A 22,756-nucleotide genomic window follows, 5' to 3' on the forward strand; every position below is an offset into this window, starting at 1 on the left:
ATGAATGATATTATGATGAATGATTTGATAGGATTGTTGCCTTACGCGCCGATTATCGCCGTAGTGATTACGGTACTGACGGTTATGATCGCGATTACCTTTAAACGCTCGCACATGGTCACTGGTACGATTACGGTGGCAGGCTTAAACATTGGTCTATTTACCCTTATCGGTCAGATGATCGGTGTGATTGACAGCGGATCTATCGCACCAAACGCTGAGCAGTTATTTGTTATTGATAACTTTGCTCAGTTTAATATGGTGGTGATTTTTATCTGTGCCTTGGCTTGTTGTACGCTGTCTTACGCGTATCTGGCCAACCTCAAAGATAACAAAGAAGAGCTGTATTTGCTCATGCTGCTATCAACCATTGGTGCACTGCTTATGGTAAGCGCGCAGCATATGGCGTCATTCTTTATGAGCTTGGAGATGCTGTCAGTACCACTATATGGCTTGCTTGCTTATACTTACATGCGCAACCAGTCACTTGAGTCGGGACTGAAGTATTTGGTATTATCTGCGACTGCATCAGCGACGTTGCTGATGGGTATGGCCTTTATCTATGCAGAAGTAGGCTCACTAGCATTTAAGCCAATCAGCATGGTGTTGGGTAATATCTTTGAGTCGCCACTACTGATACTGGGCGCGGCAATGATGATGTTTGGTATCGCCTTTAAACTCTCGGCTGCTCCTTTCCATATGTGGACGCCAGATGTTTACGAAGGTGCACCAGCGCCTATCGCTACCTTTTTAGCATCAGTATCAAAAGTGGCGATGATGGCACTAGCCGTGCGTTTCTTAATCGATACTGCTTTGCTGGCATTGCCATCAGTGCAGATGCTATTGATGGTAATGGCCACTTTATCTATCTTGGTAGGTAACTTGTTGGCAGTACGTCAAACTAGCCTGAAGCGTCTACTCGGTTACTCATCTATTGCCCATATGGGTTATGTGATGATCGTGATTGTCAGCATTGGCTCGGCCGCTGATAGTATCTCTAGTATGTATATGGCGGTTTATGCCTTTACCTCTATCGGTGCCTTTGGGGTAGTGACGTTGATGTCGAGTCCGTATCGCTTATCTGGTGAAGCTGATGAGTTGACGCATTATCAAGGGCTATTCTGGCGTCGTCCAGTATTGACTGCTGTCATGACCATCATGATGTTGTCATTGGCTGGTATTCCGTTGACGGCAGGCTTTATCACCAAGCTATTTGCTATCTTAGCTGCGGTACAGGGAACCAACTGGTTCTTGGCCGCGATGATTATCTTGGGTAGTGCGATTGGTCTATTCTATTACTTACGTGTGTTACTCACGCTGTTCAAACGTCCTAAGCAGTTCATCGAGTTTGACGTGTCTGGGCAATGGGGTATTCGTACCGGTGGTATCATGGTCATTGCTGTGACGGCGATTATTCTATTCTTTGGTATCTTACCAAACAGTATGATTGAGTGGGCAAGTTTGGCTCGCATTTGGTAATGTTGCTGAGTCAATACGGCAGATAAGTCGCTGCGATCTATCTGTTGTTACGGTTAAAAAACCAAGATGCGCCAGCTTTATGATAAGCTTGGCGCATCTTTTTTTGTGCTTACCTTTTTGGTGTTTATCTTCTTTTGCCTATCAAAGGTATCTTATAAAAATACAGTTTAATAAAGTATAAGTGACGAATAATTATGAGTGATAATATTCAAACCGTAACGGTGCTCAGTAAAACCACATGGACGCCAAATTTATTTAGCTTTACCGTCAGCCGTCCCGATAGTTTTAAGTTTACAGCGGGGCAGTTTGTACGTTTAGGCGTCAATCCTAGTCAATTGAAATATTATCAACAGACTGAGGCAGGTGATGAAACTGCTGATACCGCATTGAATGAAGATGTCTTTCGCGCGTATTCGATTGTCTCTTCGCCCTTTGATGAGGTGATAGAATTCTTTTCTATCGTAATTCCTGACGGTGCATTTACCTCGCAATTACAGCACTTGCAAGTGGGTGATGAACTGCTGCTCAACACCATGCCATTTGGGTTTTTGACGTTAGCACGTTACCAAAAACCATTGCCAAAAGATTTATGGCTGCTGGCAACAGGCACTGGCTTAGCACCGTTTTTGTCAATGCTACAAGATTTAAAGACATGGGAAGATTACGAGCACATTGTATTGGCTTATAGTGCCCGCTCGCTCGATGAACTTGCTTACGTTGAGAAAATCGAGAGCCTACAAGAAGACTTCGGCACGCTGGTTGATAATCCAGCAAAGCTTATCTTTATCCCAATCGTCACTCGTGAGCCTGTCGAAGGTGCATTGTCAGAGCGTCTGCCGAAGCTACTGCTAGAGGGGACGTTACAAGCGCGCGCAGGTATCGCATTAGATATTGATAATACGCATGTCATGCTATGTGGCAACCCAGATATGGTAGAAGATACCAAAGAGGCATTAAAGACATTAGGACTAGTGATGAATCGCCGCGGTGAGGGTAATATTGCCGTAGAGAACTACTGGTAGTTGATGACTTTAATAAAAAATCGTCTTATGGGATAAGGCATTAGCAACTTACTCTTGGCTTGGCTCAGTCGCATCGTCTACAGGGTTAATAGGGCCTTGCATCAATTCAGGATCGTCATCATCACCGATGATATCTTCGTTACTGCTGGCCGCCAGCAAATCACGATAGTTGATTTGAGCCTTCAAAATCATTTGCTCTTCTTCTAGCTCGCCATAATTTATCTGTACCTTATGCAAGGTACTCATGATTTTTTTGTTGTTTTTTAACCAACGATGGATATCGAGATAAATCACTTCGTCTTTTGCGCGAGCAATATTAACGTACGACAGAATGAAGCCTAAAGGGTCTTTTTTGAGGACGCTATGATAAAACCAAATTGCCAGTTTGACGCCTTGGCGTTTCACAAAAGATTCGCAGCGCAGATTTAATATATCGGTATAAGTTTGCTGACCAAATACAAAGCGCTGCACATTGCGATCGAGCTGAACGTGAACTAAGCTAAAGTTACTTGCTACTTCAGCATAGATGCCGCCTGCATTGACAGTGCAGTACAAACGAAACCAATCATCATGCATCTCGACGCGTAGCTCTAAAATGGCTTTTACATTGTCGGTGACGAATGTTTGTAGGGCATCATTGACGTAAGTCTGTGCCACTGGTAATGACAACTCATCTTCGAACTTGTCCGTCGTCTTATTATAGATATCTTTAACCGATTGGGCGATACGCTCCCAACCACTGCCGAATGACTCGTCAAAACGATAGCCAATACTCTCGAAGAACTCATCAAAATTGTCTGAATTATTCACGTTATCAAAGTCACTCAAACTTATTATCCTTATAGGGCGCGTCATTCAATCGGTGACGTAAAAATGGCTAAACAAACTTTGCAGGCTATCATTGATTTAAACGAAAGCTAATTATCTATAATTTCTGAATATCTACGACCATTAGTAATTTTTATACTGATAGGTAGCAAAAGCGAAAAACTGACCTCTGATACTAGTGCATAGTGAATATACATTTACTGTGCTGCTTGACCATCTGCCGTGCCTAATTAAGACGATGCACAGTTCTGATTGTTGCAAAGTAACGTGCTACTAATGCTATTGTGATAAAGCAGTATATAACAAATACAGTGGCTTCAAAATGAACACATGCGTTTTATAGCAATTCATTTGTTATAGACAGTGTTTTTTCTGCCTTATATATTCTCAAATGCATGTTTTTTAATCAGCAGATAAGGTTACCAATACTGCATGGCAGATGTCAAAATGCCGTCTCAGTGCTTATACTGGCGACATAATTCTATGTCATGTTATGATAGCGCCAGTATAAATCATGCCTATCGTTACAACACTTATTAAATAGTGCTTTGTACTGATGTGCTCACAAGCTGAGATTCATTGTGGCCTATATAAAAGACTCACAGAGCTATCATTTTTCCGCGCAAGCTCCCAAGCGCGATATAAGTTTGCCTGTCGCTATTGTTATTGCGGTGGCTGTCCATGTGCTGATTATCTTCGGGATTAGCTTTTCTATGGGAAAAGACCCAGCTGCTATGATGCAAGATGTGGCAAAGGCGCTGACCGATAACATGCAGCCCAATGAAGATGCGCACTTTATTGCCAACGCTTCACAAGAGGGCGGCGGTACAATAGAAGAGCAGCTCAGACAAGAGAACAATCAGTTAAGTGCAATGTCTGCTGAGCAAATGAGTGAGACTCAAGACATCGTTAATTTACAGCGTAAAGTGCGTCAGCAGCGCTATCAAGAGAGTTATCTACGCACGACGTTGAGTTGGCGTCAGGCTACTGTAGAGTCGGATAATGACAGCGAGCAAGCGCAAGATGACGCGATGGCGCAAGAAGAGCGGCTACGTAAGCAGATTGCTACCTTAGAAGCTCAGCTATCCCAGCGTCAGCAGGTCTACGCGACCAAATCCAAAGTCGTGACGATGGATAGTAATTCGACCACACGGGGTGCGGCAGCAGACTATATCAATACATTCCGCGAGCATGTTCGAGCGAGTGGGCAACTTGCATTATCCTGTGCAAGCGCGTGCTCAAGGCATTACGGGTGAAGTACGGCTTATGGTTATCATCAGTAATGACGGCAATATCAAAGCCATTCGTTTACTTGAAAGCTCAAACTCTACGATATTGGATGAAGCGGCCAAGCAGTCGGTACGACAAGCTGCACCTTTTGGTAAATTCACCGAAGATATGAGCGATATCGTTGAGCTGCGCTTGATACGTACTTACCGCTATAGTGATACAGTCGAAGTAACGTACTAGGGTTAACGTATTCAAGCACTAAGAAGATAGGTGCTAAGAAAAAAGCTACTGAAATTAAAGTTACTGGAAAAAATGTCACTGAAAACACGACTGTTAAGAATAACGCTTAACGCACTATTTTTTATAATCACAGATATCCAAGTTCATAACACACAGCTATAAAATAAAGAGTCAGTATGGAATTTTTAGGTTTTACCGTCGATGTCGCTACCTTAACGAGCAACGCCCTAGAGCTGGTCATTAAAGTCGGTTTAGCAATACTTATATTTATCGTTGGACGTTGGCTTGCCAAAAAGGCAGTCGCTTTTTCCGATCGCCTGATGACGCGTAGCCATCTGGACGAGACGGTTGCTAGCTTCTTAAGTCGTCTATTGTATGGCGTGCTACTGGTCGTGGTGATTTTAGCTGCGCTTAGCAAAGTCGGTGTACAGACTACGTCTGTCGTCGCGATCTTAGGTGGTGCTGCTGTTGCCGTTGGTTTGTCACTAAAAGACCAGCTATCAAATTTTGCCGCTGGTATTATGATTGTGACATTTCGCCCGTTTGTGCGCGGTGATTATGTACAGATTAGTAACTACACAGGTACGGTGACAGAGATTACCTTGGTTAATACCCATCTGACGACCATTAATAATCACGATATCATCATTCCTAATAGCGATATCACGACTTCACCTGTGGTCAATTATACAGCGCTACCCAATCGCCGCGTCGATATCACTGTCGGTATTGGTTACGATGCTGATATAAAAACGGCTAAAGACGTGATGTTAAGTCTGGCAAGAAATAACCCATTGGCTTTCACTGATCCTGAGCCTATCGTACGAGTGACCAATCTAGGCGACAACTCAGTAGATCTTACCCTGAACGTTTGGACAACCAATGCCGACTGGTGGTCGATGCAATGCGAGCTACTAGAGCAATTCAAGCAAGCTCTAGATGATGAGAAGATTGAGATTCCATTCCCGCAGCGCAGTGTCCATGTTAAAGGCTTAGATCATATGATCAACCAAATGGGTCAAGCGCAAAAGCTACCATTAACTAAAGATTAATGAGTAGCTGCCTAATAGTTAGAAGACTGTTTAATAAAGCAGGGCTAGTTTAGATATAAGGGTTTGGTAGGTTTAGGCCTGCCAAAATCTCAATTTCAAAGTACTCCATCTCATCTTGCTCAGCTTGTCCAAGTTCATGATCAAAACCCAGTAGGTGCAGTACGCCATGTACCAATAAATGGCTGATGTGCTGCGCCACTGTTTTGTCCTGTTCAGCCGCTTCACGTACCATCACTTCATGACAGATAATCAGCTCTCCAAGAGGCAATGTTGGCATCAGCTCAATGACGGCCGCAGGTAATTCGCTTGGATAAGACAAAATATTGGTCGCATAGTCCTTACCCCGTGCTTCTAGATTTAAAGCACGGCCTTCGACGTCATCAGTGATATATATATCTAGTGTTTTAGACTTTTCTTGCCACAGCTCAGGATCGATATCTGCAAAATAGGGTAGGGTCAGACCATTATTAATACGACCGTCTATATAATCTAAAGTCGCCATCATGACTGACAGTAAATGCTCGCGATTATAAAAAGTATCTAATATTTCATCATCAATACTGTCGGTCGCACTGATATCAAGTGCTGCTAAGCTAGCATGGTTGCTAGCGATCTTGTCATCGAAGTTAGTATTGTCAGGTTGGCTCATATTGCTGTCCTTTTTATTATAAATAAATGCGTTTCTAATGCTGCATCGTCTGCGTTATTTACTTAGTGGTTTTTTTATCATAAAAGTAGTTCAATCACTGTTTATCTCATCGCTAAATTGTTGGCTAATAAATAGAGGCCAATGTATAGAATACATAGAGGCTACTATAGCTAAGTTGCTGGTAGGCGACTAGTAGCGAAAGAGCTAAATTCAATAAACTATTGGTAAGAAAAAACCGGACTACTTTTAGTAATCCGGTTTTCTTATGCAAGATAAATGCTTATAGCAAATGATTGTAATTCAATGATTAGCTTGATTATTACAGATTGGCTGCTGCATTAGCAACGGCTTGTCTACGCTCTTGTTCTTTAATACGTTCAAACTTACGTTTTTCTTCTAAAGCCATTTGCTCTTCATCAAACACATCATAGGCTTCAACAATTTGTTGTACCAATTGATGTCGTACGACGTCTTTTGAATCAAACTTTGTGATATGAATCTCTTCGATATCCTTTAGAATATCCATTGCTTGTGCCAAGCCTGATTTGTGACCACGTGGCAAATCCACCTGAGTAATGTCACCAGTGATGACGGCACGTGAGCCAAAGCCCAAGCGGGTCAAAAACATTTTCATCTGTTCAGGCGTGGTGTTTTGCGCTTCATCTAGAATGACAAACGAGTTATTCAAAGTACGACCACGCATATAGGCCAGCGGTGCTACTTCGATAATCTGACGCTCAATCATTTTACCAACTTTCTCAAAGCCTATCATCTCATAGAGCGCATCATATAATGGGCGTAAGTATGGGTCGATTTTTTGGGTCAAATCACCTGGCAAGAAGCCCAGTTTTTCGCCAGCTTCTACCGCTGGACGCACTAGCAAAATACGCTCAATTTCATTACGCTCAAGCATATCGACGGCACATGCCACTGCTAGATACGTTTTACCCGTACCAGCTGGCCCAATACCAAATGACACATCAGAACTCAGGACGTTTTTCACATAGCGCTGTTGGTTGCCACCACGCGGAACGATGCGGCCTTTACGTGTACGTAAACTGATGGGCGTAAACTCGCTAGCCTCATCCAAGTCTTCATCATATTCCATATCATCATGGTCTTGCTCGTCTTCTTCCATGTCTTCATCACGAGAGAGGCTAGATTGGATGATAAGGTGCAGCTCTTCTGCACTGATGTCTTTGGTGTTCTGTGCTTCATCTACCATTTTGTAGATAATACGTTCACCGCGTTCGACATTGGTCACATCGCCACTCAGGCAAAAATCGCCTTGGCGCTGCATGATTTTAATATCGAGGCGTTCTTGGATATATTTCATGTGATTGTTGTATTCACCAAGCACGGTTTTCAGCTGTGCTGGGGTTAATGATTCAAACTTTATACGGCGGCTCATGGAATCAGTCAAGCGATTATCCTTTTATTGTGTACCCGACGCTATGATTTGGTTTTAATTGCGTGGCGGGTTGCATAGATAAAATAGTTAGTGGCGTTACAGTGTTTAGGTGATGCAAAGATTGTAGATAATAAAAATGACGGCGATATTATTGTTGTTTTTGTGGAAGGTAATAAATGAAAGTAATGAAAAGTCTTGCCTTCATTATGGTAGAGAATTTTTAAATTTCAAGCCATACATTAGATAGATAACGCTGTTTTTGTATGCAGATTGCAACTGCTACAGCGATTTTCTATAGATTGACTAGATGTTGCTATTAGTTCTATATAATTCATCGCTACCCATCGTATGACAGTGCTCTAATAAGATTAAGGTTTTTGAGTTTTATAAATATACATCTCGTTTACGGTGATAGTGGAGAAACGATTTGTCTACGGTTAAGACCACGGCAGAATAGACAATTTGTGGTAATCTATGGGCGATACCATATTTTGCTGCAACCCATCTAACAACGGTAGTAACATGATAAAAATTATAAAATAAAGTCAGTGACGAGCGGCTATTTATCATTAATCAATTGTTTGTCCAAAAAATTATAATAGGAAAATAACGATGCAAGATACTGATTCACATTTATCCAATGCTGACAGCATACCTAAAAAGTTTGACAGCATATCTAAAAACAAAGAATCGATAACTGACCAGCAAGTGCTTATCGCAGGTGGTGGTCATGTTGGTTTGTCTTTTGCATTGCTATTGGCCCATCACGGTATTGCGAGCACCTTATTAGAAAAAAACAGCTATCCAACCATCAGTCCAACGGATGATAGTACTCGCAGCCATTATTTAGACAGTCGCAATACGGCGTTATCGCGGCGCACGGTACAGATATATCAAGAGATTGGACTGTGGGATGAATTACAGAGCCATGCCTGCCGTATCGATACCGTACAGATTAGTGAGCAAGGTAGTTTTGGGCGCGCGCAGCTGAACAAAGCAGAAGAGCGCGTTGAGTCATTTGGGCAAGTCATCGAAAACGCTTGGCTGGGTCGTAAGCTTTTATTAGCCGCGCAGCAAGAGCCCTTAATTACCTTGATAGATAATGCCAATGTGACGACTGTCCAACAGCAGGCCGATAGTGTGACACTTAGCTTTAATTACAATGATGAAGCCGAAAACGAGCAGCAGCTACAAGCTAGCGTATTAGTTGCCTGTGATGGGCGCGACTCTACAGTACGCCAACTGCTAGATATCGGTACAACGACGTATGACTATCAGCAAACGGCCATCGTTGGCGTAGTAGAGACAGATACGCCACACGAGCATGCAGCGATTGAGCGTTTTAGTCCAGCTGGCCCGCTTGCCGTGCTCCCACTGACTGATCCAAAGGGCGATGGCAATGATGAGTATCAACAAGGCTACAGACGCTCTGTGGTGTGGGTATGCCCAACAGGTGAAGAAACCAGATACTTAGAAGACGACGCCCATTTCTTGCAGACCCTACAGCAAGCCTTTGGCCAACGCGCTGGCAAGTTCACCACTGCAGGTCGCCGCGGCGCCTATCCATTGACCCGCGTACTAGCGGATAAGCAGGTAGAAGGGCGCTGCGTCATTATGGGCAATGCAGCTCACACTCTGCATCCTGTCGCTGGTCAAGGCTTTAATCTCTGTATGCGAGATGCGCATGTGCTGGCACAAATGCTAAATGCACAAGTGCTCAAAGGCGCAGATATCGGTGATGCACAGTTATTAAAGCGTTATGAAAAAGCACGTCAAACCGACCAGAAGCGAGTGATTCGTTTTTGTGATGCGGTAGTACATGGCTTCACGCATCCTAACCCAGCGATTAAGCTGGCGCGAAATATGGCGTTATTGGCCTTTGATAAATTGCCAAATCTTAAACCACTAGTCGCCACTTATGCGATGGGTCTAAAATCATAGCGCTATAGTTAAATCCTCTTTAAAAGAGTGACAGCGTTAACCTCGCTTGAAGTATTGCCTATACATCTTCACCCGGTTGCATTGTCTCTCTTTTAAACTGAATCAACTAACTGTAATTAAGATTGATAATAAGCATTCTAATATTGAGCAATATTGAGAGACACCTTATGAAAAATAACCATACGCTGATTATCGGTAGCGGTATCGTTGGGGCAACGCTTGCTCTAAAGCTGGCACAAGCAAAAATGCCCGTGACGTTAATTGATGCCCGTCCTGAGCGTGATGAATCAGCTTGGCAAAACGTACTTAGCAAACGTGATGCACGTGTCTATGCACTCAGTATGGCTAGTATTAATCTGCTCAATGACATTGGCGCGTGGCAAAAGATTGCTAGATCTGAGCGTAAGGCTGATTACTCGCAAATGCAGGTATGGCAGCTAAATGGGATGGGTGAGCTATTATTTGGCGAAAGTGAAGATAGCGGCGCTGAGGATAATAGTAGTGAAACTCATGAGCCTACATTATTAGGTAGTATGGTTGAGCCTGCTGTTATCGAGCACGCATTATGGCAACGCTTGCATGAAGCTGATGTCAGTGACTATCTGACCCTTATCGCTGGTCATAAAGTTGTCAATGTGGATTGGTTAGGGGCGCAGCAAGGTTATCGTGTAATTCTGGACAATGGCGAAGCGATTGATACACGTCTATTAGTTGGCGCTGATGGGCGCGGTTCATTTGTCCGTCAGCAAGCAGGGATTGGCGTAGATATGCTTGATTATAATCAAACTGCCATCTGCTGTGCGATTCAGACTGAGAAACCGCATCAGGCAACTGCACGCCAAGCTATGCTACCGACGGGTACACTGGCACTATTGCCATTAGCAGATATAACCGATGTTGATAAGGCAAGCCCGCAGCATTGGCAGTCGATCGTATGGACATTGCCGCGCAATCAGGCATTGGCATTGATAGAGGAAGAAGATCGTTTTATTGCTGATAAGTTAGCAGCTGCTAGCAATTACGAGCTGGGTGCGATTAATCAGATTGAGTCTATCGCTAGTTTTCCATTAGCGGCACAGCAAGCGAAAAGCTACGTGGCGGATAACTTGGTGCTCATCGGTGACGCTGCTCATGGCGTGCATCCGCTGGCAGGTCAAGGATTGAACCTCGGCATGCTGGATGTGCAAGTATTATGTGAGCAGTTAACGCATGATTTTGCCCGTAGTGGCGGTACGCTTTGGGGCAGCAATCAAACGCTACGTCATTATGAGCGTTCGCGCCGTCCGCATAATAGTCTAATGATGCACAGCTTTTCTGCGCTTAACTGGTTATTTGCAGGGTCGCTTGCACAAGTGCGTCCCGTGCAGCAGATACGTAATGAGGGTATGTACCGAGTCGGCAAAATCAAGCCATTAATGCGTTTGTTTGCTAAGCAGGCCAGTGGGGTATAAGTAATCGTAACTTTTATTAAATGATAAGAATATTTTGATGAAGCATATTTTAATTGATTATGAAAACATTCAGCCTAAAAGCTTCGATAATGTAGAGGTGGATGAATGCCATGTATGGCTGTTTTTGGGTATCAATCAGCAGAAGAGTTTACCTCTTGAATTGATTGAAAACTTGCTCAGGTTTGATAATGAAAATGTGCACATTATTAAGATGCAACATGCAGGGAAGAATGCGCTAGATTTTTACTTGTCTTTTTATCTTGGCAAAATCTCTGAAATTGATCCTAGTGCTGATGTTTGTATTTTAGCAAGAGATAGTGGTTATGATATCTTGGTTGAGCATCTCAATAGTGCTTATGATGGTATGAACATCATGCGGTTAGAAAATGCTAATCAGCTAACTGTGGCTTACGAGTCAAACATAGAAAGTGCATCAGATATAAAAAAAAGCCAACTTGTCATCGAAGATAGTCATCATGTTTTGTGTGATGACGTTACTAGCGTTGCCATGGACAATAAGAAATCTTTAGCGCAAAGCCTTGAAGAGAGCGTTCCCAAATCGGTTATACATGAGTGTTATGTATTGGTTTTTGATAGCATTGTCAATCGTAAGGTTTTTTTACCGAGCTATAAATCTAACCTATTGTACTCGATAAAGAAGTACGTTCCAGTGACAGCACTAGAGAGATTTAATAGTACTGAGCAAGATTATATTTTTGAACAGGTTTTTGATAAGTTTATTAAATTAGGTCTTATTAGGCATGATCAAAACGAAGAAAAACTAAGTTATAAAGTAGACAGTCAAGGAATATTAGATTTAGTCATTGATCAAGTTTTACGAAGTAAGGCAAAAGAAATTGATGGATTGAATAATGTGATCAAGCAAAAACTTGCAAGTTATCGCCAAGCAAATAGTCAGGATCAAATTGATTTAGTTGTAACTTACCTCAAAAAGAAGGCAATAATAAAACAGGATAACAAAGCTATCTACTACTCACCTTTCGATAATATCAAAGGAAATTCGAGTAAAGTTTCACAAGATGATAATAAGAATAGCAAAGACTCTGCTACAACATATCAACGTGCAATAGCACAGCTAAAAAGTAGACCAGCAGGTACTCAACCATCCAAAAAGTCAAGTTTAACAAACTATCTTAAAAGCCATTTACGCAATGAAGACTCTAAAACCATCGATAAGCTAGTTACACAGATGGTTAGTAATAAAATAATCGTAATATCAAATACGAATAAGCTGATCTACAAAATATAGCTTAGCCAAGCGCCGAAAAAAACACCATCAGCACTGGCGAGACAATGTTAATTAGGAAGCCAAAGCTAATCGCTAGTGGTACGACTTTTAAACCACCTGACTGCTGAATGATAGGCAAGGTAAAGTCTAAGCTGGTCGCGCCACCAAGCCCAACTGCGGCGGAAGGGTATTTACGCATGAATACTGGAATAAAGATTAATGCAAAGAACTCACGTACCAAGTCGTTGAACAACGCGACACTACCCCAAACCGCGCCATAAGCATCGGTCATGACAATCGCTGACAGCGAGTACCAACCAAATCCTGACGATAGTGCTAAGCCTTTCGTCCATGACACATCCGTAAATAGTAGCGCGAAAATAAGCCCGCCTGCCAATACCGCTAGCGTAAAGATGACACTCATTTCTACGCCGCGTTTATTCAGTAATACTTCTTTTAAGGTAATGCCCGAGCCTTTTAAGCCTATACCAACCAGTAAAATTAAAATCATCAGCATGACGGTCATAGAGTTTTCAGGCGGCATATAATCAGCAGGCAAGAAATAGCCAATCACCATCCCAATCACCACACAAACCACTTGCGCCAAGCTACCTCGAATGCTCACCCGATGCTCTTTAGATTTTACACTTGGTTTTTTGGCATGCCATGGACGCAGATGGTCAAACAGCATAAGCGCAAACAATCCTGAACCAATCGTCAGTATTGATAATACAGTGACATACAGCGCAATTTCACCCAGCTGATTACCCAGACCTTCTACCTGAGACAGCTCAATACCGATCAACGCTAGGATGATAAATACTAGATATGATAGACCTTTGTCGGCCACTTTTGTCATAGTAGGATTAGACGGAATGGCAAAGCCAATAAACATTGGCATTAATACCAGAACAAGGGTGACTAGGCTTTCCATGATGACGGGCTCGCAGCATTTTTAATAAGGCGTTTTTAAGAAGCTGAAGATTGTACCATATAAGGTCAGCAATACTGATATGAGCCACTGAGATTCATTGCAAATCATTGGTCGTTGTTGACTAAAATGGAAAAAACTGGCCGCTTATAATGATGATAATAAATATCTTTTTCGAAATGTTTGAACGTTTTTGAGTGCTTTGTAATTCTTTACCTTACAAACTTTTGTTGCTACATTAAAGTACTGAAAATATTTGGCTAGACCCATGTCGCTATATCAGCTCAAAACTCAGTTTCAAAATCAACTACGCCCGATAAGTAATGCGCTGGTTGAGCAAAATATTACTGCTAATCAAGTGACAGTATCCGCTGTTTTATTAAGTATCGGTACTGCCTATATCATTGCCAAACCAACGGCTGAACAGCAGCGGCTGTGGCTTTTATTACCATCATCATTGTTTGTACGTATGGCACTCAATGCCATCGATGGCATGATGGCGCGTGAGCATGGGCAGGCATCAACGCTAGGAGCCGTGTTAAACGAAGTAGGTGATATGGTTGCCGATACGGCGCTATTAGCGAGCCTGATCCCTCATATTCTGACCCATCATATCAATGATAAAGAACAGCAAACGTTAATAGTTAATTTGCCAACGTATATATCAACTTCTCAGCATCATATCATTGCTCTGATCGCCCTTAGTATTGGCACCGAGCTGTTAGGCGTTACTAGTAATACCATGTTAGGTGTTCGTGCTAATCAAGGGCCTTTGGGCAAAAGCGATCGTGCCTTCTTATTAGGTATGCTTGGTGCGTTTATGGGCATTAGAGCCAAAGCGCCAGTAGGTATTAAAACGCAGGGGACTTTACCTGCTATCAGAATGAGTCAATTATTTATACTAACAGAGATAATGCTACTAAAGACCTGTCTCAATCGACTACGTTATATGACAGAGTTATACTTGATGCTCAATCCACCTGAGCTGCGATCCGTACTGGGTGAGTCAACAAACAACTCACTATCCCTTACTGTTGTTTTGCCAAATACTTCTACTGATAACGCTCGCCCATTGGAGTTCAAAGAAATGCCAACCACAACCGTTGATAGTCAAAAATCCGAAGAACAGGCCAGTGTTGGTTTTGACTTGCCTGCATCTAAAATCATCAATGGTGAAAGCTGTTATAACGCTTACGACGGCACGGCTATTTATTATCGCTATTGGCTAACGATGCCTTTAGAAGACATGAAAAAATCAGCTATCAAGCAAGCCAACCAACCGTTGCGCCAAGTTATCTTATTGCACCGAGGACATGAGCATTCGGGACGATTGGCAGAGCTAGGAGAGCAGTTTGCAACAGCTGGCTATCAAGTGTTTGCTTGGGATGCGCGCGGCAATGGTCGCTCAGGGGGTATCAAAGATCATGCAGAGAGCGTTACCGAGCTTGAGCGAGATTTAGAAGGTTTTGTCCAACTGGTGATTGAGCACACAGGCATTGCTATCGAGGATACGCTGATTGTCGCCAGTAGTATCGGCGCGGTATTGGCAGCAGCATGGGTACATGACTATGCGCCCAGTATTCGCGGGATGATACTCGGCACACCTGCGCTAAGTATTCGCTTATATATGCCTTTTGCGATACCGTCATTAAAGGTAGCACGGACATTGGGTTTGATGTCGCGTGTTAGTAGCTATGTCAAAGCGCAAGTATTGACTCATGATAAAGACGCGCAGCAAGCTTATAATGCTGATCCATTGATATCGAATAGCATTTCAACCGACTTACTCATCGATACCCATGCAACGGGTCAGCGCTTGCTCGACGATGCAGGGGCTATCACTGTACCGACGTTTGTATTGTGTGCAGGCAAGGATTATGTGGTTGATAAGCAGGCTGAACGCACGTTTTATGAAGCGATTAATACATCTACCAAACGCTGGCAGTTGTACCCAGACAGCTATCATGCAATTTTTCATGAGACCAATAAAGCAGACGTTTTTGCCGACTGCATTGACTTTGCTGAGCAAGTGTTTAGCACACAAGTCCAAGCGCCTGATTTGAGTACCGCTCATTTGAATAGTGCCAGTAAAGACAAAGTCGATCGCCTAGCGATTAAGCCATTTAACCCAAGCTTTGCCATTACGCGTTTTGCGATGCAGAAGTTCGGTCATGTCAGCGATGCAATTGCCACAGGGCTCGAGCATGGGTTTGATTCAGGTCATTCACTGGATCATGTCTATTATAATAAACCCAGCGGTCAGAATAAATTTGGACAGGCAGTCGATAAGTTTTATTTAAATAATATCGGCTGGCAAGGTATTCGCATTCGCCGTGAGCACATACTGGAGTTGGCACGCTTAGCACTTGCAGATATTGAAGACAAAAATCAAAGTAGTAATAAACCATACCGACCAAAAATGTTAGATATCGCTAGTGGACATGGTTTTTATGCATTTGATCTGCTGACAGAGTTTACAGATTTGCATGCTGAGTTGCGTGATTATGAGATGCATAATATCCAAGCATTGCAAGCAAAGGCAGAGCATTTAGCCATAAGCAATCGAGTAATGACCAGTCAAAAGGATGCCTTTGATCCTACTAGCTATATTGATGTACATACGAATGACACTAGCACCGATACTAAAAAATCAGATCTTGCTATTGCTTCTGGGTTGTTTGAGTTGTTCTCTGATAATGCGCTACCGGCGACAGCTTTAGTAGGTATTTATGATAGTTTAAAATCGGGCGGTTATCTGATTTATACCAACCAACCTTGGCATCCTGAGCAAGAATTTATCAGTAAAACATTAAACAATCACCGTGGCAGTAGTTGGGTTATGCGTTGCCGTTCGCAGGCGGAAATGGATCAATTGGTTGAGCGTGCAGGCTTTAAGAAAGTCACGATGCGTATCGATCGCTTTGGGATATTTACTGTTTCGTTAGCGATTAAAACTGTACCAGCTGATGATGAGTGATAGATGAATAATCAGCAGGTTAAACCTTACGAGCGTGTTCAGCTGTTTTCAGGCGGCGGTTCACGTTTTGGTTATTATTTGGGCAGTTATGCAGCACTAGCGGCGCATGATTTGACGCCAGATATTATCGTTGGTACTTGCGGTGGGAGTTTATCTGCTTACTTAGTACAACTTGCGCCTGACCCTAATGATTTGCAAGCGTTGATGTGCAGCTGTAAGTTGTATCGCGTCATTACTGCCATCAGACATGTCGCACCAGAGGAAGCCAATAAACGTTTAAAGCTGCGCTATATGACCCATGCACTCAAACGTTGGCGGTTATCAAAGCAAAGGGATAATGGACAAGGACAACGTCAAGCAGACAGCTACGAGCGACTGTTAAATGAGCTACAGCAGTTAGCGATGTTTCGTATCGATAATGAGCAGTACTGGCTAGATGAGCTGACGCGGTTCGCTGCTAGTATTAATGGTAGCGCTGCTGATAAAACAACGCCAGAGATAGCTATCATTGCCAGTCGATTGTATCAAGCATCTACTGATGGCTTATATAATGAAAAACTCACACTGCAAGAGTTGTTATTTGCGCCGCCGTGCTTAGCAAATTTGCCAGATTCTATATTAGGTCTGGCTGAAGAGCAAATAACGTCACCAACGCATACGTTAGCTAATGGACGCATCCATCCATCTGTAAAGGTGCAGACGCAATGGGATTTTGCCCCAGTGATCCGCGCGTCTATGGCTGACATGTACTATCTACCGCCAACACATATCCCAGAGCTTGGCTGGTGCTTGGGTGGGGTAATCAATCTCACACCGATTGAGCTAGCCTGTCAGTTGGGTGACAGCGTATTTGCAGAGACAAAGGCAGGTTATGACCCATGGCTTGCCGCCCCAGCGATTCAGCGCGTTTTTGGTTTTGATCCTAATAGGCGATTGGCAGCAGTACACGATTATCAACCAATGAGAAAGCCATCTTATGCTACTAGCAATCACCATCAGCTACACTGGTTACCATTTGCAGATAACGAGCAGCAACTGAGAGGGCAAAATGTGCAAAAGCGTTTTAACCTAAAGCAAATGACCGTCGAGCTAATACACAGTGATTACGATGGCTTTGTGCAGCAAATGCAGGCGCAATGGCAATATGGCTATCAGCGTACGGTCGACTATATACAGCAACATAAATTATGAAGACTCTCGTAGAAGATATCGCCGAAACCTATACGCCGCATATTGTTATCTTTGGTGGGACAAGTGGCATTGGCTTGGCATTGGCGTTGCATCATCAGACGCTTGGCTGGCAAGTCAGCGTTGTCGGAAGTAGCGCAGCAAAGATAGCCGATATCAACAGACAGCATCCTGCTATTGTGACTTATGCATGCGACTTAACTGACCCAAGTCAAACGCAGACGCTATTAGACAATTTATCAGGTATTCCACTTCAAAGACTGATCTATAGTGCTGGTAGCTATACCAATGAGCGTATCCATCACTTAAATCAAGCAGATAGCGATCAAATGCTAGCGATCAACTTACAAGCGTTTGAGCATGTTTTTAGATGGGCAAGCAGCCAGTTAAAGCAGCAATATCAGGCGTTGGATTTGATTGGAAGTGACAGACCTAGCCTCATCTGTATTTCCTCTATCGCTGGCACGATGGATTATCCTTATGCCAGCCTTTATGCAAAAAGCAAACGCGCAATGATTGCTACAGCTAGTGCTTATCGAGCAGCACTTATACCTTATGATATCCAAGTGAACTGTATTGCCTCAGGCTATATTGATACCCAAGCATTGTGTGATTTAAACGACGGCGATGCTAGCCATAAGCCATTTATCATGAGCACGCAAGCCGCGGTTAATCATATTATGCAAGCGATTGACGCTGATGTAGAACTAGCGATATTCCCACGCTCAATGCGCTATATCACGAGTGCCTTAAATCATTTACCTAAGCCTGTACTAAATTGGATATTGCGCAGTAAGCTGGATAAAGCCAGATAGTATGTCTATCAATATTTTGGCTAGGTTTAACCAAGTAGCCAATAGAGTAAGGTAAATACTGGCACTCCAATCAGCAAACTGTCTATCCGATCTAATACCCCACCATGACCAGCGAGCATCGTTCCAGTGTCTTTTACCCCGTGCTGGCGTTTGAATGCTGATTCTAATAAGTCTCCAAAGATACCGCTTACAGCCAAGCCATAGGCAGCTAATAGACAGACCCACCAAGTAAAAGGAGTGAGCCAAAGACCTAATACTGTTGCCAACATTGCCGCAACTAAACTGCCAAAGATAGCACCTTCAATGCTTTTATTGGGGCTAATAGTCGGCGCTAGACCTCGTTTAAACAGCTTACGTCCAAGCAGTCGCCCACATAGATATTGGGCAATATCATTAAACTGGCTGGCAAATAATACGAAGAGTAAAACACCATATTGTTGGCGTTGCCAAGTCAATTGCTGCAAAACAATAAGGCTAATGACGAGTGAGATGAATGCAACACTCAGTAGCAGATCTAAGGAGTTGAGCCGCGTATATTGTTGAGTCAGATTGAGAGAGGTTTTCGGTAGCAGGACAGTACTTGGCTGTAAGCCTTGCGCTTGGAGTTTATGAATGAGTACGGCTTTACTATGTAAACACCATATGCGTTTAATCTCGTAGCTGCCGCGTAAACCAATTAATATAAAAAATAAAATGAGCAGCCATTGATAGGCATATACTTGCAAATGAGAACCTTGCGTATCGTTCGTTATTTTTGCAATCACATAACAAGTGCAGAGCGCGGCTAGCATCAACCACCACGAGCGGGCTATCAGGTAGATTTTTGGCAAGCGCTTGCGCAGACGAGGTACGGCAAGTACACTCCAAGCCAAGCTGACGATTATCATCAGGGCAATCACAAACACAATATCAGAAGCCATACCATGGGCACTCAAAGAAGAGGTAATATTTTAAGTCTATCCATAATGATAGCTTAAATGCCTCTTTAACTATAGTGTTAGATATCGCCCTTAATGGGTTTGGCTATTATCTGTCGTACGCTTAAATATGGTCAGTAACAGGTATCGGACAACGCTCATTTTCTATAATGTGAGAAAAGGAGCTAAGCATAGCGTCTCTCCGTGGCAGAATGATACTGGTTAAAGGCGTTTCAGCTAAGTTAGGATAATCCTCACGGTAATGCCCACCGCGACTCTCAAAACGCTGATAAGCCGATTGAACAATCATCGTTGCTAACGCTAATTGCCTCACCAATTGAAAAATGACAAGCTCACTGTAAGTAGTAGGGGCTTTACTGCTCATATCAGATAGCATGGTTTTATTATGTTCGATTGACTCTTGCCACTGCTCAATTTGTCGCAATGCTTGCTCTAATTGTTTGGCACTACGTGTGATGCCCATATTGGCTGTCAAAAGAGCTTTCAATGCTATAGTTATCTCTGCACTATCTACGTCAGAATGAAACGCCTTATCGACATTATAAGTTGAAAATGATGACTGCTTGGAAGATGGCAAGATAACAAATTGCGTGTTTTCTAGTGTCGGATATTGCCAAATATCGGTAGCCAACTGATGCAGTTCATAATAGGCAGTCGTATGTGGCTGCGGCATTTTTTCTAAAGCTTCAGCCGTTTTCTCTAAAGCTTCTAAGTTTTTTAAGCGTTCCAATTTTGTTAAATAATGAGGTAAGTTGGCGGCGATGTTACGACCAACCACCACACACTCCAACAATGAATTGCTTGCTAAACGATTAGCCCCATGTAGCCCTGTATAAGCAACTTCACCTGCTGCATACAGCCCTGCAATATCGGTCAATCCATTGGCATCAGTCACCACGCCGCCACAACTATAATGGGCAGTCGGAGCGACCGGAATAGGGTCTGTGGTCATATCGATGCCGAGTGCTAGCAGCGTCTGATAAATCTGCGGGAAATGCGCTTGTATAAATGCGGCTGGCAAGTGACTGATATCAAGATGCACGTAGCCAAGTCCGTTACTACTAATCTGATTGGCTATTGCCCGAGCGACGATATCGCGTGGGGCTAATTCAGCGCGTTCATCAATGTCTAACATAAAGCGCACGCCAGTCTTTGGACAATAGAGTCGTCCACCTTCACCGCGTAACGCTTCAGATATCAAAAAACTGCTGTCATCTAATGCCAGACCCGTCGGATGAAATTGAATAAATTCTAAATTTGCTAAACGACAGCCTGCTTGCCATGCCATCATGACACCATCACCGACACAGACGTTAGGTGCACTGGCACGCTTAAATAGTTGACCTAAGCCACCACTAGCGAGTACAACAGCCGCACTATGAATGGTGAGTTGGCGCTCATTGTTATGATCAAAGACCAGCGCCCCTCGGCAATGTTTAATCTCGCTATCGTTCATGCTAAAAGAAGAGCTGCTAATCATAGGTGAAGTTAGTAATTCCAATGCTTCATGATAAGGCAAGATAGTGATATGGGCCGCAGTCTGTACTTTGGTGGTTAAGGCATCCATCACGTGTCGACCCGTTGCATCATCCGTATGAGCCACACGTCTACAGCCATGACCGCCTTCTTTGGTCAAGTGTAAGTCACTGGTTTTTAAGACTGCAAAATCAGGTGCATTATCATTTTCTTTAGTTAAATTAGATTGAGTAAATGGCACACCTTGCTCGCATAGCCACTGCACCGCTTGCTGTCCTGCACCCAAGATACGGGCAGTATTGTCCGTCGCACACAATCCTGCACCAGCAATTAAGGTATCAGCGACATGATCAGTCACAGAGTCTGCTTTGTCTAAGCTAGCTGCGATACCACCTTGAGCGTAGTGACTTGAGCAAACCTCAAGTGCCGCTTTGCTTAAAACAGTAATATTCAGCGATTTTGGCAGAGATAGCGCGGTGCTCAAACCTGCCAGACCAGCCCCAATAATAAGAACATCAGTTTTTATCATATTACTCATATCACTGCTGCTCCTGTTATTTTTATAGCGAGTGGTGTTGGAACAATCAACTGAATGCGACTGACTCATGCTAGGCTGCCCCAACGTTAGCGAACAGTGTACGGTCTTTTACTATGTCGCCACTGGCGGCTACACGTTGCTTTTGTGATTCGGCAAAATCGAGCATCCGTTGTAATGGTTTTTTTGCTGCAGTCGCTAACTCAGGTGTCATTAGCACTTCACCGCTTTGATTGGTTAAGCACTGTTCAATCCCTTTTAGACCGTTCATGGCCATCCAAGGACAAAACGCACAGCTCTTACAGCTTGCACTCTCACCAGCAGTTGGTGCGGCCAAGAATCGCTTGTTTGGTGAGCGTTTTTGCATCTCGTGCAATATGCCCAAATCAGTAGCGACGATAAAGGTATCAGCATCCATCTCATACGTTGATTGCAAAAGCTTGCTAGTCGAGCCGACCACATCGGCTAGTTCAACCACGCTATCAGGTGACTCAGGATGTACCAATACTTTGGCCTCTGGATGTTCCTCTTTTAATTGCATTAGCTCAGTGGCTTTAAATTCGTTATGTACCAAACAAGACCCTTGCCAAAGCAGCATATCTGCGCCAGTCTCACGAGCGATATATTTACCCAAATGACGGTCAGGTCCCCAAATAATCGGCTCACCTTGGGCATGTAAATGACGAACGATGTCGATACCGACAGATGAGGTCACTACCCAATCAGCTCTCGCTTTTACTGCGGCGCTGGTATTGGCGTAGACGACCACAGTACGCTCAGGATGGGCATCACAAAATGCTGAAAATTCATCAGCAGGGCAGCCCAAATCAAGCGAGCATTCGGCTTCCAAATCTGGCATGAGGACAGTCTTTTCCATGCTTAATATTTTTGCTGATTCACCCATGAAGCGTACACCAGCGACAACCAAAGTCTGAGCGCTATGTGCTTGTCCAAACCGAGCCATTTCAAGTGAGTCACCGACGCAGCCACCGGTTGCCAATGCCAAGTCTTGAATAAAAGGGTCGACATAGTAGTGTGCTACCAGTACGGCATTATTCTCTTTCAGTAGTTTCTTGATATTTTCTTCGACTACGATGCGTTCAGCGCGAGGCAAGTCTGCTGGCATTTTAGCCTTGGCGTATTCAATGTTCATCTGAGTGGCGATGCGATTGTCCGTACTCATGATAGGTGCGTCGTAAGGATATTTTTTCATAATGGCAGCCTTTGTTGGTGCAATAACGATAAATGTATGTGCTAAAAAATGGGTAATTGGGCATAACAAATTTATAAGTTATCTTAATTATGCTCATTTTGAGCATAATTACAAGTAGTTTTTTATACTTA

General features: G+C 43.4%; 18 protein-coding genes. 11 read left to right on the top strand and 7 right to left on the bottom strand.

The annotated features are described in order from the left end of the window. Both SJY28_RS06880 and SJY28_RS06885 read left to right on the top strand, forming a co-directional pair. Positions 1-1,479: an NADH-quinone oxidoreductase subunit N gene (locus tag SJY28_RS06880; protein WP_201567162.1), complete on the top strand. Its 1,479-nt coding sequence runs from the start codon at positions 1-3 to the stop codon at positions 1,477-1,479. A 194-nt stretch (positions 1,480-1,673) separates the two neighbouring features. Continuing rightward, on the top strand, positions 1,674-2,501 hold the full coding sequence (locus tag SJY28_RS06885) for a ferredoxin--NADP reductase (RefSeq protein ID WP_379543900.1): 828 nt from the start codon (positions 1,674-1,676) through the stop codon (positions 2,499-2,501). 48 nt (positions 2,502-2,549) lie between these two features. On the opposite strand, the gene SJY28_RS06890 is transcribed toward SJY28_RS06885, so the two are convergent. Then, positions 2,550-3,329 (bottom strand): hypothetical protein, encoded by a 780-nt coding sequence (locus SJY28_RS06890; protein ID WP_227676866.1) that lies wholly within the window; start codon positions 3,327-3,329, stop codon positions 2,550-2,552. Between the two features lie 581 nt (positions 3,330-3,910). On the opposite strand from SJY28_RS06890, the gene SJY28_RS06895 reads away from it, so the two are divergent. The 3 genes from SJY28_RS06895 (at position 3,911) to SJY28_RS06905 (ending at position 5,851) form a co-directional block, all read left to right on the top strand. Continuing rightward, on the top strand, positions 3,911-4,585 hold the full coding sequence (locus SJY28_RS06895; protein WP_379543901.1) for an energy transducer TonB: 675 nt from the start codon (positions 3,911-3,913) through the stop codon (positions 4,583-4,585). Continuing rightward, complete coding sequence (locus SJY28_RS06900; protein WP_379543902.1) at positions 4,554-4,799, top strand: energy transducer TonB; 246 nt, start codon at positions 4,554-4,556, stop codon at positions 4,797-4,799. The genes SJY28_RS06895 and SJY28_RS06900 overlap by 32 nt, the downstream gene beginning before the upstream one ends. Positions 4,800-4,975: 176 nt before the next feature. Further along, on the top strand, positions 4,976-5,851 hold the full coding sequence (locus tag SJY28_RS06905) for a mechanosensitive ion channel family protein (protein ID WP_379543903.1): 876 nt from the start codon (positions 4,976-4,978) through the stop codon (positions 5,849-5,851). A gap of 49 nt (positions 5,852-5,900) precedes the next feature. On the opposite strand, the gene ybeY is transcribed toward SJY28_RS06905, so the two are convergent. Beyond that, positions 5,901-6,500: an rRNA maturation RNase YbeY gene (gene ybeY / locus SJY28_RS06910; RefSeq protein WP_379543904.1), complete on the bottom strand. Its 600-nt coding sequence runs from the start codon at positions 6,498-6,500 to the stop codon at positions 5,901-5,903. 319 nt (positions 6,501-6,819) lie between these two features. Then, entirely contained in the window at positions 6,820-7,923 is a 1,104-nt protein-coding gene (locus tag SJY28_RS06915) for a PhoH family protein (RefSeq protein ID WP_201547628.1), read from the bottom strand. 600 nt (positions 7,924-8,523) lie between these two features. Between SJY28_RS06915 and SJY28_RS06920 the strand changes: the two genes are divergently transcribed. The 3 genes from SJY28_RS06920 to SJY28_RS06930 all read left to right on the top strand — a co-directional run bounded on the left by SJY28_RS06920 (position 8,524) and on the right by SJY28_RS06930 (position 12,573). Further along, positions 8,524-9,852, top strand: a complete 1,329-nt coding sequence (locus tag SJY28_RS06920) for a UbiH/UbiF/VisC/COQ6 family ubiquinone biosynthesis hydroxylase (RefSeq protein WP_379543905.1) — start codon at positions 8,524-8,526, stop codon at positions 9,850-9,852. 167 nt (positions 9,853-10,019) lie between these two features. Continuing rightward, positions 10,020-11,303 carry an FAD-dependent monooxygenase gene (locus tag SJY28_RS06925; protein WP_379543906.1) on the top strand — a complete coding sequence of 428 codons (1,284 nt, stop codon included), beginning with the start codon at positions 10,020-10,022 and terminating at the stop codon, positions 11,301-11,303. 37 nt (positions 11,304-11,340) lie between these two features. After that, the gene (locus tag SJY28_RS06930; protein ID WP_379543907.1) at positions 11,341-12,573 is read left to right on the top strand and encodes a PIN domain-containing protein; all 1,233 of its coding nucleotides are present in this window, start codon (positions 11,341-11,343) and stop codon (positions 12,571-12,573) included. Position 12,574: 1 nt separating this feature from the next. Here SJY28_RS06930 and SJY28_RS06935 read toward each other — a convergent pair whose 3' ends face one another. After that, positions 12,575-13,486 carry a lysine exporter LysO family protein gene (locus tag SJY28_RS06935; RefSeq protein WP_347161710.1) on the bottom strand — a complete coding sequence of 304 codons (912 nt, stop codon included), beginning with the start codon at positions 13,484-13,486 and terminating at the stop codon, positions 12,575-12,577. Between the two features lie 265 nt (positions 13,487-13,751). Between SJY28_RS06935 and SJY28_RS06940 the strand changes: the two genes are divergently transcribed. From SJY28_RS06940 to SJY28_RS06950, 3 genes are read left to right on the top strand one after another with little or no spacing between them, the layout of a single operon-like run. Next, positions 13,752-16,460, top strand: a complete 2,709-nt coding sequence (locus SJY28_RS06940) for an alpha/beta fold hydrolase (RefSeq protein WP_379543908.1) — start codon at positions 13,752-13,754, stop codon at positions 16,458-16,460. 3 nt (positions 16,461-16,463) lie between these two features. Next, positions 16,464-17,651, top strand: coding sequence for a patatin-like phospholipase family protein (locus tag SJY28_RS06945; RefSeq protein ID WP_379543909.1), 1,188 nt, complete (start codon positions 16,464-16,466; stop codon positions 17,649-17,651). Then, complete coding sequence (locus SJY28_RS06950) at positions 17,648-18,463, top strand: SDR family NAD(P)-dependent oxidoreductase (RefSeq protein WP_379543910.1); 816 nt, start codon at positions 17,648-17,650, stop codon at positions 18,461-18,463. The genes SJY28_RS06945 and SJY28_RS06950 overlap by 4 nt, the downstream gene beginning before the upstream one ends. Positions 18,464-18,489: 26 nt before the next feature. On the opposite strand, the gene SJY28_RS06955 is transcribed toward SJY28_RS06950, so the two are convergent. From SJY28_RS06955 to nadA, 3 genes are all read right to left on the bottom strand, one after another. Further along, a complete protein-coding gene (locus SJY28_RS06955; protein ID WP_379543911.1) occupies positions 18,490-19,383 on the bottom strand; it encodes a phosphatidate cytidylyltransferase in 894 nt (297 codons plus the stop codon). Positions 19,384-19,504: 121 nt separating this feature from the next. Continuing rightward, the gene (gene nadB / locus SJY28_RS06960) at positions 19,505-21,415 is read right to left on the bottom strand and encodes an L-aspartate oxidase (protein WP_379543912.1); all 1,911 of its coding nucleotides are present in this window, start codon (positions 21,413-21,415) and stop codon (positions 19,505-19,507) included. A 70-nt stretch (positions 21,416-21,485) separates the two neighbouring features. Then, positions 21,486-22,625, bottom strand: coding sequence for a quinolinate synthase NadA (nadA, locus tag SJY28_RS06965; protein WP_379543913.1), 1,140 nt, complete (start codon positions 22,623-22,625; stop codon positions 21,486-21,488). Positions 22,626-22,756 lie beyond the last annotated feature (131 nt).

This window comes from Psychrobacter sp. R86515 (assembly GCF_042466315.1).
Taxonomy (GTDB): domain Bacteria; phylum Pseudomonadota; class Gammaproteobacteria; order Pseudomonadales; family Moraxellaceae; genus Psychrobacter.